Origin of the sequence: Pseudundibacterium arcticum (genome assembly GCF_042646465.1) — a bacterium.
In the GTDB taxonomy this organism is placed as follows: Bacteria; Pseudomonadota; Gammaproteobacteria; order Burkholderiales; family Burkholderiaceae_D; genus Undibacterium_A; species Undibacterium_A arcticum.
Genome location: NZ_JBHRTP010000122.1, coordinates 1 through 11706, shown reverse-complemented (window position 1 = coordinate 11706; position 11706 = coordinate 1). Strand labels below are relative to the sequence as shown.

Sequence of the window (11706 nt, the reverse complement as noted above, 5' to 3'; positions counted from 1 at the left end):
GGGGATGCAATGCAAACAGCGCGCAATCAGGAGTCGTTCGTCAAACTGTCGCCATTCGATGAGGTCATGAACATCTGGGTACGGTGGGTGAATTTGAAGGATTTCCAGCACTCTGATGGCGATGGAAACCTGCAGGACACCAAGGACTTCATGCGCGCTGGTGAGGCGGTCGAGGCGATGATCAACGATTTGCCGCGCCATCAATGGTGGGCAATACGGAAAAGCAAGGGCATCAGCACCGTCTGGATATTCCCGCACCTCTCTCTGCTGGATACATTGGAGCAGGCCGAAAAAATATTAACGCCAAAGATGCAAAATCATATTGCCACACGCAGATATTTCTATTAGGATATGTGCATTAGATTCAATTATTGTCTCTAATGTTTGCTACCTAACAGATAGTTTTGAGCGAATGTAAGCCCCGCGCCGTCATGGTCCGGGGCTTTTGTCATTGGGCTTGGCAAATCACACGCCGAATCGCTCTTTAACAATGTACGGCCCGATGTGAGGCCGACCGCAACAGCCGTATAAGCCATAACGGCGCGGGACGCTGTAACCCGCAACCATTCAAAGCCTCGATCCTCGACCGGTCGAGGCTTTTTGCTTTGTTCCGCGAGAGTGCCGGCGAGGCTGGCCAAGAGCGCACCCGCTGCGACTGCTTGCGCGGAACATCACCAAAGGAGAAACACAATGAGCAAGATGCGCGCAAAAATGCAGGTAGGGTTTGTTCAGGAGCACTTCTACGGCCCTGAAAAGAGCAAGTCACAAGAAACACTGGCTATGCATGCTGTTGCCGCCTCAAAGTATCCGGAGGATGGCAGCGATGAGGACAATACGTTCGCGAAGTTCTCCCCAGGCGCAAACCTTTCCATCAACATCGCTAATCCGGCACTGTTCGGTCAGTTCAAGGTCGGCGAGAAATACTACGTCGATTTCACTGCAGCGCCTGATTAACGAGATTTCAACGTCGAAAGGAGGTGATCTATCTCCACGATAACAATCTCTCCTGCGCGGCCGTCTGCTGCGCTTCGCCGCTGACCTGCCTCACAAGGGTAGACAGCGGCACCTTTATTCAAGGCTCGCCATGTCGCTGGCATCCGATCAGATCATCGAAGGACTGGTCGACGCGACACTGGGTGCATCGGCGTCAGCCGGTGACAGGCAAGTCTACCGGACCGCATTGCAATGGCTGGCCCGTCTGGTGCGGGCCGAGCAATGCTTGGCGCTCGAGATGGACATGCAACAAGCCGCTCATGCGATGAGTGACCACTTTGACGACTAATACTGATTACGCCAGCGCGCTCCAGTGGCGAGTAACGGGCGCACCGAGGACGAGCAAAGGCTGATTCCTTCCTGCTGCGGCAGATTCCTATCAGCGCGGGCCGAGGACATTTGAAACGCCACCCCATGCAATAGATGACGAGGACCACATGGCAGATGCCAAATGTGGCGCGAAAACACGATCCGGTGAACCGTGCCAATCAAGACGGATGGCAAACGGTAGATGCCGGATGCACGGAGGTAGCAGCACAGGGGCGGGCGATGCGGCGCGGCCAGGCAATCAGAGCGCAACCAAGCACGGTATTTATGGCGACCTGATCCACCAGGACGAATTGGCCTGTGTCGATGGCGTCATGTCGTCGGCCGGTGTGGTCGAAAATGAATTATTGATTGCGCGGCTGCAGTTGCGCAGGGCGCTGCGGGCGCAGGCGAAGGCCGATGATCTGTCTGACGGCATGGAGGTCTACGAGACCATCGAGCGCGAAGGAGCGGAAAACGCCACAGCGCACAGCGAGATAAAGAAGAAGCTGCGCGACTATCCGCAGATCATTGATCGCTTGCTGGCGCGCATTGAATCACTGGAAAAGACGCGCGCGGTATTGCTCGCCGACCGACCGCCGACCGGAAAGGACGACGTAAGCCCAGTCGGAAAGATCATTGTCGAGGTCGTGAGTGCGCGAAATAAGAATGGTAATGACGGAGCCGCAAGCTAGCTTCTTTCAGTTACCGCACAAGTTTCCGGCATTCGTCGCTGGCTTCGGCACCGGCAAGACAGAGACGATGCTGAACTGCGCCATTCGTGATGCGCTCGACAGTTCCGCGGCGCTGATCGCGATGTACGAGCCGACGTATGACCTGGTGCGCTTGATCCTTGCCCCGCGCATGGAAGAGAAGCTGACCGATCTGGGTATTCGGTACCGATACAACAAGTCTGAAAACATCATTTACACCTCGACGGGAGGGTGCGGCGATTTTGTCATGCGAACGCTGGACAACCCGGCGCGCATTGTGGGCTACGAGTCATACCGCGCGCACGTCGATGAGTTGGATACGCTGAACGAAAAGCAGGCTGAGTTAGCTTGGCGCAAGATCATTGCTCGGAATCGGCAGCGTCCGAAGGGGCAAGAGAAGCCGTTTAACCGGGTGAGCGTCTACACGACGCCGGAAGGTTTCCGCTTCGTCTACAAAAAGTGGAAGAAGGATCCCAAGCCAGCATACGGCATGGTTCAGGCTGCGACCAGGTCGAACCCGTTTTTGCCGGACGATTACATTGAATCGCTGCGTGAGGACTATCCGCCGCAGTTGATTGAAGCCTATTTGAACGGCGAGTTTGTCAACCTGACGAGCGGCGCTGTTTATCCGGATTTCTCGCGTGAGTTGAACCATTCGCCGACCATCCTCCTGCCGAATGAGGCGCTGCATGTCGGGCTGGACTTCAACGTAAACAACATGGCCGCGATCGGGTTTGTCATTCGCGACGAGGCACCGCACGCGGTCAACGAGCTGGTTAAGGTGCGCGACACGCCGACCATGGCCGCGATGATCAACGAGCGGTACAAGTCCCAGGGACATGCGGTCACGGTCTACCCAGACGCCAGCGGGCAGAACACCAGTTCCAAGGGTGCCAGCGTGTCCGACCTGACGATATTGCAAAACGCGGGCTTTACGATCCGCACCGGCACAGTGAATCCACGCGTGAAAGATCGTGTGAACAGCGTCAACGCCCTAGTGCTGAACTCGAATGGCATGCGCCGGCTGCGCGTCAATACTGACGCATGCCCGACGTTCACGGACTGCATGGAGCAACAGGCCTACGACGACAACGGCGAGCCGGACAAGAAAAGCGGCCACGATCATGCGAATGACGCAGGCGGCTATTTCTTGAACTTCAGATGGCCGGTGATCAAGAAAACTCAATCGCACGGGGCTCACGTCCCACATATGACTCGATAATCAAAATGAAAACATTAACGCGAAAATTCATTGGCGGTTCTGTCAAGTTGGTGCTGGTAGCCGACGACTTTGAGCTCAACGGACTCGGCGCGCCGGGCGATGCATCGACGCTGCTGGAGCTGGTCAATACCAATGGCACCACTATCACTCTGTTGGGCTGGTATTTCTGGAACGGGACTGCTTGGCAATTGTTCAGCAGCAGTGCGAACGGCGCACAGTATCCCAGCACGATCACGCTCGCGCAATCGGCGGTAGCCGTATCGGTGACCGGCACGCTGACGGAAACCACGCTGGCATCGGTCACGATTCCTGGTGGGGTGATGGGGCTGAATGGATCATTGCGTATTACAACATTGTGGTCTTGCACCAATAATGCGAATAACAAGACATTTAATGTCAGATTCGGCGGCACCAGCATCTGTTCGAATACATCCATGAATTCCTCAGTCGCTTATATTGATCGACGTGTACTACATAACCGCAACTCATTAATCTCGCAGGTAGCAATGCCCGGGGCAAATGGAGGTAGTGGTAATAGCACAGTAGCACTGGTGACGATGACCAAAGATACCTCGGTAGATCAGCTTCTAACTATCACGATGGCTTTGGCCAATACTGGCGATACCGTAACGCTCGAAAGCTACACCGTAGAAGTGCTGCCGGGATGATCCATGTCTGATTTTAAAAACCTGCGGTCGACGTACCCGAAAGATTCGGATTATCCAGAGCGGACGCACCTGCTGCTGGCGCTGACACGGGTCCTGGACGGTTCGCTGTATGACGCGCTGGAATATCCATTCAGTACCGAGAAGAACGGCGCTGGCGAGTACATTCCGCTGGCGCAGCGCAGGCCGTCGGCGCGCAACAAGTTTTGCCGAACCGTCGTCAATGATTCAGTTTCGCTGCTGTTCTCTGAGGGGCATTTCCCCGCGGTTGAATGCAAAGATGAGACTACGCGCGACACGCTGGCCAAGTTGGCGAAAGAAACCGGTTTGAACCGGGTGATGATCGATGCCGCCACGCGCGGCGCCGTTGGCTCTGTGGTGATCATGCTGCGGGTGATGGCGAACCGCGTGTTCTTTGACGTGATGCCAACCGCGTACCTTACCCCGGATTGGGAGTTGCAAGCGCCTGACACGCTCAAGGCTGTGACTGAGCGCCGGAAGGTGAAGGGTGCCGTTCTCAAGGGCATGGGTTACCCGATCGCGGATGCTGATGTTTCGCTCGATTTCTGGTTTCAGCGTCAATGGGACTCGCTCGCTGAGATTTGGTTTGTGCCGCAACGGACGGATGATAAGGAAAAAGTACCTGCGATTGATGTAGAGCGCAGCACTTCGCACAATCTCGGTTTCGTGCCAATGGTGTGGGTCAAGAACTTGCCAGGCGGTGACGCAATCGATGGTGAGCCGACATTCCCCGGTGAAGCGGTCGACACGCAGATCGAGGCTGATTATTTGCTGTCGCAGGGTGGGCGCGGCCTGAAGTATTCCGCTGATCCCACGTTGCACCTGAAGGAGCCGGCATTCGGCAGCAACGCGCAAGTGGTACGTGGTGCGGCCAATGCGATCATTACAAGCGCAGACGGCGATGCGAAGCTGCTGGAGATCAATGGCACCGCGGCTGCTGCTGTTCTGGACTGGGTGAAGGGGCTGCGTGAAATCGCCTTGGAAAGCATGGGCGGGAATCGGTCGAACGCCGACAAGCTCTCCGCGGCGCAGTCTGGCCGTGCCATGGAACTGATGAATCAGTCGCTGATCTGGCTGGCCGACAAGCTGCGCATCTCATACGGCGAGGGCGCACTGCTGGCGCTGCTGAACATGGTTGTTGCGGCGTCGACCAAGTTTGACCTGGTTGATAAGAAGGGCAAGAAATTGCCGAAGCTGTCCGACGAAGATTTGTCGTTGCGCTGGCCGCAATGGTACGCGCCGACCTTCGCCGACAAGCAGACGCAGGCCACGACTCTCGATGTGCTGCGCCAGTCCGGGCTTATCTCGCGCGAAACAGCGGTCAAGTCTCTGGCGCCAAGCTATGACATTGCGGACCCGCAAAACGAGCTGCAGCTGATCGACGCCGATCCACCGCCGCCGAACTTGCCGCCGAAGCCGCAGCAAGTTCCACTTGCTGACTCGAACGATTAAACGAATTTACCAACCGGCCCGCTCGATGTGGGCTTTTTCACAACTGGAGATGACTGATGTCAGACCAAGTACCGGCAACGCCACCCGCAACACCAGAACCGCAAACCTTTTCCATGGACTACGTGAAAGAACTTCGCGCAGAAAATAAGGGTTACCGCCTGAAGGCGCAAGAACTCGAGGGAAAGCTCAAAACTGCCGAAGAATCGGTAGCGAACGCGGCCAAGGACACCGATACCAAGGTGGGTGAAGCCAACAAATCCGCGAGCGAGCGCATTTTGCGCGCAGAACTCAAGGTCAAGGCGAAGGAAGCAGGATTGATCGACATGGACGGACTGAAGCTGGCCGATCTGTCGAAGGTCTCCCTGAAAGATGACGGCTCGATTGACGGCGCTGATGCGCTGTTCGCCGGCCTGAAGGAAGCCAAGCCGTATCTGTTTGGCGCTGCCAACAGCAGCACGCCAATCACGCCGCCGCCTACTACGCCACCAGCGCAGAAGCTTGTCAAAGATATGACGCCAGCGGAGTACGCCGTAGCTAAAGCCGCGCTTCTCAAGTAATACACCGCACCAAATCATGCCGCAATCGCGGCGACATTCGCATCGTGGCCAGACGCCAAGGCGATGAAGAAAACCATCTTTTCATCTATTGGAGTCAAATATGCCCATTCAAAATATGCCAACGTCGCTGCAAAATGCGATTCAACAAGGTTTCCTGGAACAAGAGTTCCACCTGGGCCTTAATTCTGCTCTTGGTTACCGCGCAATCGCTGACAAAGAGCCGGTTTCAATCAACATCGGCGAAACCGTCACCAAGACCCGCGCCGGCCTGAAAGCGCCGGTCACCACGCCTTTGACGCCATCGGGCAATACCAACCTGGACAACGGCATTACGCCATCAAGCCAAACCATCGAACAATACGTTCTTGGTATTGACCAGTACGGCGACTCGATCGATCTCAACATCGTGACGTCGCAGGTCGGCATCGCCAATCAGTTCCTGCTGAACGGCAAGACCAACGGCAAGCAAGCCATGCAATCGCTTGACCGCATTGCACGCAATGCGCTGTTTGCCGGCTATCTCGGTGGCAACACACGTGTTCGCACCACGTTGGGCGCCCCTGCATTGACCATCAACGTGGACGATGTGCGCGGCTTCGAACAAGTGCTTGGTACTGGCACTAGCGCTGGTAAGTTCGTGCCGGTTTCTGGCACATTTACTGCGCCTGTCATCGTTGGCTTGAACGTGTACACCCTCTCCGGTACAGCGCGTGACGGTTCCAACGTATCCACGACCCCGGGCGGCTTCTCGGGCACACTGACCTTCACTGGCAACGTGTCCGTGGCTGACGGTACGGCACTGAATCAAGCATCGCACGCCAATGCGCCGGCATTGATTCGTCCAAACGGCAAGTACAACGGCGGTTCTGCCTTCGGTATCGCCACTGCTACGCCAGCGCTGGTCAGCACCGACATATTGACCCTTGGCGTCATTGAAGATGCTGTTGCCGCACTTCGCAACAACACTGGTATGCAAGATGAAATGTTCAATCTGTATTTGGACAATGTCTCCATGCGCCAGCTGTTCTCTGACCAAGACTTCAAGCTGATGTATCAAGGTCAATACGGTTCGCCGGAAGCGCGTCAAGGCAAGGTGTTCCAGTTGATGGGCGTGAACTTCGTGCCTACCACTGAGGCATTGGTTCAAACGCATCCAACCAACGGCGCATTGAAGGTACGCCGGCCTATCCTGTGCGCCCCTGGTGCTTTGGTTGAAGGTGATTATTCTGGCATGGCTGAAAAAGCAGCCGATCTGTCGGGCACCAATGCTGAGATCCAAATGGTGGACAGCGTATGCATGGTGACTCGTGCCCCTATCGATCGCTTGGCGCAAATCGTGGCGCAGTCATGGTTCTGGATTGGTGGCTTCGTAGCGCCTACCGATGCAACGGCCAACAGCTCCATCATTCCAACTGCGGGCTCTCAGTATCTGAAGCGCGCAGTTGCGATTGAACACGTTTAAGCCGACGCATCACCGACGCAGTAAAAGCCCTGGGCCTGAAGGCCCGGGGTTTTAAACTCAGGAGTAAAAATCATGGCAGGACCAACCAAAATAAAGAAAGCAGCGACATCAGCAGATGGCCTGCCAGAAAGCGTCACGCTGGCATCGCCCTATGGCTACGATCCAGAAATTGAAGGCCAGTCCATAAAAATGTGGGCTGCTGGCCAAGTTGTAACGGATCCCGCAGAAATCAAAGACCTGGTCGAACGCCAAGCGCCACTGGAAGATTAATAAACCATGTCCTTCACTACTGCTGAGAAAGTCGATATACGCCGATTTTGTGGCTATGGGCTGTATGGCACCGGCACGCCTTTGCCGGCGTCCGGCTATCGGTTTTCCACGCAGTACGGAACGCTTGAGTACAAGATGAACACTCTTGGCCCAGAAGAAGAGACGGTCGTTCGCACCAACTACTTGGCCAATCTTTACACGCTCGAATCGGCAATTGTTGCCTCCGGTGCGAACCTGGACACCGATTCTGCAGCGGTATGGACGCACAATAAACATGAAGTGCGCGATCGGACTGCACTGCTCAATCAGTGGCGCAATGAATTGTGCGGTTTTCTTGGAATTTCCGCTGGCCCTGGCTTGTCTGGTGGCGGCTCTGTGTCGTTTGTGGTCTAGGCATGGACGGCGCAACGATTCAGGCCCGCGTGTATGCCGGCTATGCCAAGGCGGCTCAGGTCATCGGCCTCACGTTCAGTCTGTACCGGCCATTGAGCGCGAGCGCTCCGCTTGGCAATCTGGTAGGCACGCTCAAGGCTGCGCTTGACTCCGGACCTGGGTATCAGTTCAAAGCCCCGAACGAGTATGGCGATCCGACCTGGTTCGCGTTGATCAACGACGCTACCACGCAGGCAGGCGACTACCTGGTCAATGCGAACGGCACCTATTTCATCGCCGGTAAGCAGTTCCTGCTGCCGGTGATCGTGGTCGAGTGCAACCGGCAGGTGAAAATCACCCGCGAGCAGGCCGTCACTAGTGTGGGCGCGGTCGGCTACAGCGGCAATCAGCCGTCGCAGGAAATTGACGTGCTGGGCGCCAGCGGCAACTTATGGCCGGCGTCTATCCTGCTCGGCGGCAAGAGTCAGAGGGGCGTCGACCTTCCGGCCGGCGTCAAGAACGTGGGCTGGAAGATTCTCCTGCCACCATCTGTACCAATCACGATTATGGCCGGCGACATCGCAACTGACGATCTCGGTCGGCGCTACGCGATCGAGGGCGCCGAACTGACCGATCTCGGCTGGCGCATCAACGCACAAGAGATTCATTCCTGATGGCTGATTTAACTGACGTAGGGTCCGCGCTGGTCGCGCTCATCGCCCAAACCGTTTATCCGAACGGGACCGGACAGGCTTCTGTCGCCAATACCGGAGTCCGCATTTATCAGGGCTGGCCGAACCCGCAGCAATTGGATGCTGATCTGAAGCTCGGCATCTGCCATGTTTCGGTGTATCCCCGCACGGAAGAGCGCAACGTAACCCGGTACTCGAAGGACTGGCAGCAGCTCTCGGTGAATACGCCGACGCTGACGCTCACGATCTCCGGGCAGACCGTCACGGTCGGCGGAACGGTGCCCCCGGCGAACAATCCGCAAAACGTGACGGTGTTGGCCAACAGGCAGCCCTACATCTATGCGGTGCAGGTGGCCGATACGCTGACGAGCATCGCCACGGCATTGGCGACGCTGATCGTCGCGGGGATTCCAGGCGCCGGCAGCGCGGGGGCGGTCATTACGCTGCCGGCCACTGCCAGAATCAACGCAGTTCGGGTGGGCGTGACTGGCACCAGCATCCGCGAGATTCGGCGGCAGGAGCGGTTGTTCCAGATTTCGGTCTGGGCAGACACGCCGGCGCACAGGGACGCCATCGCACCGGCCATTGACGTGGTACTGGCCATCACGCAGTTCATGACGCTGGTTGATCAGTCAACGGCGAGGATGACTTACAAGAGCAGCCCGGTATCCGACGAATTTCAGAAGGACAAGCTCTACCGGCGCGACCTGTTTTACACGGTCGAGTATGCGACCACGCAGATCGAGACCGATACGCAGATCACGCAAGAGCAGCTGAACACGTCCGGCCAGGTTGACGGCTCGACGCAGTACGGACCAGTCACCACCACCTATTTCTAGGGCCAGCCATGTTTGCACTCACTGTCGTTGAAAATTTCCTGTCGCACGTCAAGGGTGACGTGATCACCGACGCAAAACTGATCAAGCAATACCTCGCATCGGAATGGCAGAACCATTTCATCAAAACGGATGCCCCGGTAGATCCGGCTCCTAAATAACCCGTTATCACCCAATTCAGGCCGCTTTCGAGCGGCTTTTTTCATTTTAGGAGCCACTCATGCCTGTAGTCCAACAAGGTTCGATCAATACGACCGCGCTGATCGTGCCCGATCTGTATGTGCAGATCGTGCCGCCCAGCGTCACCCTGCTCAATGGCTTGCCGACCAATATCCTTGGCGTGGTCGGTACCGCAACTTGGGGCCCGGCCAACGCGCCGACCGTCGTTGGCAGCATGGCCGACTACTCGCGTCAATTCGGAGCGATTCAGGCGCGCAAATACGATATGGGTACCGCTGTGGCCGCTGCCGTGCTGCAGGGCGCCAACAACTTCCGCTGCGTTCGCGTGACCGACGGCACAGATGTGGCTGCTACAGTCGTTGTGCTGGCCACTTGCATCACGTTCACCAGCAAATACACCGGTACGCTCGGTAACTCGGCGCAGGTCATCGTCGGTACCGGATCGCAAGCCAACACGTCCAAGGCGACCGTAACGATGCCGGGCCAGGTGCCGGAAGTGTTCGACAACATCGCGGGCACCGCCAATGCGCTGTGGGTCAACATGGCCGCCGCCATCAACAACGGCCAATCAGGACAGCGCGGACCGTCGCAATTCATCGTGGCCACTGCTGGCGCTGGCACCACCGCTCCGACACTGGCCACGTACTCGCTGGCCGGCGGCACCGATGGCGCGACGACCATCACCGGCACCGTGCTGCTGGGCGTCGATACCGTGCCACGCAAGGGCATGTATGCGCTGCGCAACACAAACACCAGCATCGCCTTCCTGGCGGATTGCGACGACACCACGACCTTTACCAACCAGGTTGCTTACGGCTATTCCGAAGGTACCTACATGGTCGGCGTCACACCTGCCGGCGACGCCATTGCTGCTGCGGTCACCGCCAAAGCTACTGCCGGTATCGATGCCTACATCTTCAAGTACTTGCTGGGCGATTGGGTCTACTTCAACGACACCGTGAACAACCAGGTGCGTTTGATTTCGCCGCAGGGCTTTGTCGCCGGCCGTCTGGCCAACCTGTCGCCAGAGCAATCGAGTCTGAACAAGCCGCTGTATGGCATCGTCGGCACGCAAAAGAGCTACCAGAACTTGACGTACTCGAGTGCTGAATTGGCGTTGCTGGGCGTGGCTGGTATTGACCTGATCACCAACCCGATCCCGGCAGGTAACAGCTTCGGCGTGCGCTTCGGTCACAACAGCTCGAGCAATGCGGTGACGAACGGCGACAATTACACCCGCATGACGAACTACATCGCCTACACGCTCAACGGCGGCATGGGGCTGTTCATCGGTCAGTTGCAAAGTCCGACCGTGCGCCGATCTGCTGCGGCGACGATCTCGGCATTCCTGGAAGCCTTGACCGGCCAGAACATGATCGGCTCGGCGGACGGTACGCAGCCTTACAGCGTCCAGATCGATAACACCAACAACCCGCAGAACCGTGTCGCGTTGGGCTACATGCAGGCGGACGTGAAGGTTCGCTACCTGTCGGTGATCGAGAAATTCATCATCAACGTCGAAGGCGGTCAATCCGTCACGATCAACCGTCAATCCGTCGCACTGGCTTAATTCCTCGCAAATCGCATGACAAGCTCGCTCCGGCGGGCTTTTTTATTGGAGCATCGCTATGCCATTGAATTCCTACTCCGTAGGCCGCGACCTGTCGCTCGACATCACCGGCCCGAATGGACCGCTGTCGTTCAGCCAAATTGTTGGCTTCACATCCAAGCCGGACATCACCGACAAGAAAATCAAGGGGCTGGACGGCATCACCCGCCATCTGCGCTTTCCTGACGGCTGGTCGGGATCATTCGAGATCGAGCGCCAGAACGCAGTCGTCGATGACTATTTTTCCCAGCTCGAGGCGAACTATTACGCCGGACTGAACGAATTGCCGGTGACTATCACCGAGACCATTCAAGAGGTCAGCGGCTCTATTTCGCAATATCGTTACCTGCAAGTGC

General features: G+C 56.9%; 16 protein-coding genes. All 16 read left to right on the top strand.

Going from position 1 to position 11706, the window contains the following annotated elements; genetic code table 11:
- On the top strand, window positions 1-348 hold a 348-nt coding region (locus ACFOFO_RS26380; protein WP_390333530.1), incomplete at its 5' end, for a hypothetical protein.
- 342 nt (window positions 349-690) lie between these two features.
- On the top strand, window positions 691-954 hold the full coding sequence (locus ACFOFO_RS26375; protein WP_390323046.1) for a hypothetical protein: 264 nt from the start codon (window positions 691-693) through the stop codon (window positions 952-954).
- A 130-nt stretch (window positions 955-1084) separates the two neighbouring features.
- Window positions 1085-1282: a hypothetical protein gene (locus ACFOFO_RS26370; RefSeq protein WP_390323048.1), complete on the top strand. Its 198-nt coding sequence runs from the start codon at window positions 1085-1087 to the stop codon at window positions 1280-1282.
- A 148-nt stretch (window positions 1283-1430) separates the two neighbouring features.
- Window positions 1431-1994 carry an HGGxSTG domain-containing protein gene (locus tag ACFOFO_RS26365; protein ID WP_390323050.1) on the top strand — a complete coding sequence of 188 codons (564 nt, stop codon included), beginning with the start codon at window positions 1431-1433 and terminating at the stop codon, window positions 1992-1994.
- A complete protein-coding gene (locus ACFOFO_RS26360) occupies window positions 1975-3234 on the top strand; it encodes a terminase large subunit domain-containing protein (protein WP_390333527.1) in 1260 nt (419 codons plus the stop codon). The genes ACFOFO_RS26365 and ACFOFO_RS26360 overlap by 20 nt, the downstream gene beginning before the upstream one ends.
- 5 nt (window positions 3235-3239) lie before the next feature.
- Window positions 3240-3902 (top strand): hypothetical protein, encoded by a 663-nt coding sequence (locus tag ACFOFO_RS26355; protein WP_390323052.1) that lies wholly within the window; start codon window positions 3240-3242, stop codon window positions 3900-3902.
- 3 nt (window positions 3903-3905) lie between these two features.
- A complete protein-coding gene (locus tag ACFOFO_RS26350; protein WP_390323654.1) occupies window positions 3906-5372 on the top strand; it encodes a phage portal protein in 1467 nt (488 codons plus the stop codon).
- 56 nt (window positions 5373-5428) lie between these two features.
- On the top strand, window positions 5429-5929 hold the full coding sequence (locus ACFOFO_RS26345) for a phage scaffolding protein (RefSeq protein WP_390323058.1): 501 nt from the start codon (window positions 5429-5431) through the stop codon (window positions 5927-5929).
- Between the two features lie 100 nt (window positions 5930-6029).
- Window positions 6030-7391, top strand: a complete 1362-nt coding sequence (locus ACFOFO_RS26340; RefSeq protein ID WP_390333524.1) for a major capsid protein — start codon at window positions 6030-6032, stop codon at window positions 7389-7391.
- Window positions 7392-7463: 72 nt separating this feature from the next.
- Window positions 7464-7661: a hypothetical protein gene (locus ACFOFO_RS26335; protein ID WP_390323063.1), complete on the top strand. Its 198-nt coding sequence runs from the start codon at window positions 7464-7466 to the stop codon at window positions 7659-7661.
- Window positions 7662-7667: 6 nt separating this feature from the next.
- On the top strand, window positions 7668-8054 hold the full coding sequence (locus ACFOFO_RS26330; RefSeq protein ID WP_390323065.1) for a hypothetical protein: 387 nt from the start codon (window positions 7668-7670) through the stop codon (window positions 8052-8054).
- A 2-nt stretch (window positions 8055-8056) separates the two neighbouring features.
- Window positions 8057-8707: a hypothetical protein gene (locus tag ACFOFO_RS26325; protein ID WP_390323657.1), complete on the top strand. Its 651-nt coding sequence runs from the start codon at window positions 8057-8059 to the stop codon at window positions 8705-8707.
- Window positions 8707-9564, top strand: coding sequence for a hypothetical protein (locus ACFOFO_RS26320; protein ID WP_390323069.1), 858 nt, complete (start codon window positions 8707-8709; stop codon window positions 9562-9564). Before ACFOFO_RS26325 ends, ACFOFO_RS26320 begins: the two co-directional genes overlap by 1 nt.
- Window positions 9565-9572: 8 nt before the next feature.
- Complete coding sequence (locus ACFOFO_RS26315; RefSeq protein WP_390323071.1) at window positions 9573-9722, top strand: hypothetical protein; 150 nt, start codon at window positions 9573-9575, stop codon at window positions 9720-9722.
- 59 nt (window positions 9723-9781) lie between these two features.
- Complete coding sequence (locus ACFOFO_RS26310; protein ID WP_390323073.1) at window positions 9782-11311, top strand: phage tail protein; 1530 nt, start codon at window positions 9782-9784, stop codon at window positions 11309-11311.
- A gap of 58 nt (window positions 11312-11369) precedes the next feature.
- On the top strand, window positions 11370-11706 hold a 337-nt coding region (locus ACFOFO_RS26305), incomplete at its 3' end, for a hypothetical protein (RefSeq protein WP_390333522.1).

Coding starts and splice junctions, on each gene's coding strand:
- ACFOFO_RS26375 (WP_390323046.1), top strand. CDS start 691: ATGAGCAAGATGCGCGCAAAAATGCAGGTAGGGTTTGTTCAGGAGCAC.
- ACFOFO_RS26370 (WP_390323048.1), top strand. CDS start 1,085: ATGTCGCTGGCATCCGATCAGATCATCGAAGGACTGGTCGACGCGACA.
- ACFOFO_RS26365 (WP_390323050.1), top strand. CDS start 1,431: ATGGCAGATGCCAAATGTGGCGCGAAAACACGATCCGGTGAACCGTGC.
- ACFOFO_RS26360 (WP_390333527.1), top strand. CDS start 1,975: ATGACGGAGCCGCAAGCTAGCTTCTTTCAGTTACCGCACAAGTTTCCG.
- ACFOFO_RS26355 (WP_390323052.1), top strand. CDS start 3,240: ATGAAAACATTAACGCGAAAATTCATTGGCGGTTCTGTCAAGTTGGTG.
- ACFOFO_RS26350 (WP_390323654.1), top strand. CDS start 3,906: ATGTCTGATTTTAAAAACCTGCGGTCGACGTACCCGAAAGATTCGGAT.
- ACFOFO_RS26345 (WP_390323058.1), top strand. CDS start 5,429: ATGTCAGACCAAGTACCGGCAACGCCACCCGCAACACCAGAACCGCAA.
- ACFOFO_RS26340 (WP_390333524.1), top strand. CDS start 6,030: ATGCCCATTCAAAATATGCCAACGTCGCTGCAAAATGCGATTCAACAA.
- ACFOFO_RS26335 (WP_390323063.1), top strand. CDS start 7,464: ATGGCAGGACCAACCAAAATAAAGAAAGCAGCGACATCAGCAGATGGC.
- ACFOFO_RS26330 (WP_390323065.1), top strand. CDS start 7,668: ATGTCCTTCACTACTGCTGAGAAAGTCGATATACGCCGATTTTGTGGC.
- ACFOFO_RS26325 (WP_390323657.1), top strand. CDS start 8,057: ATGGACGGCGCAACGATTCAGGCCCGCGTGTATGCCGGCTATGCCAAG.
- ACFOFO_RS26320 (WP_390323069.1), top strand. CDS start 8,707: ATGGCTGATTTAACTGACGTAGGGTCCGCGCTGGTCGCGCTCATCGCC.
- ACFOFO_RS26315 (WP_390323071.1), top strand. CDS start 9,573: ATGTTTGCACTCACTGTCGTTGAAAATTTCCTGTCGCACGTCAAGGGT.
- ACFOFO_RS26310 (WP_390323073.1), top strand. CDS start 9,782: ATGCCTGTAGTCCAACAAGGTTCGATCAATACGACCGCGCTGATCGTG.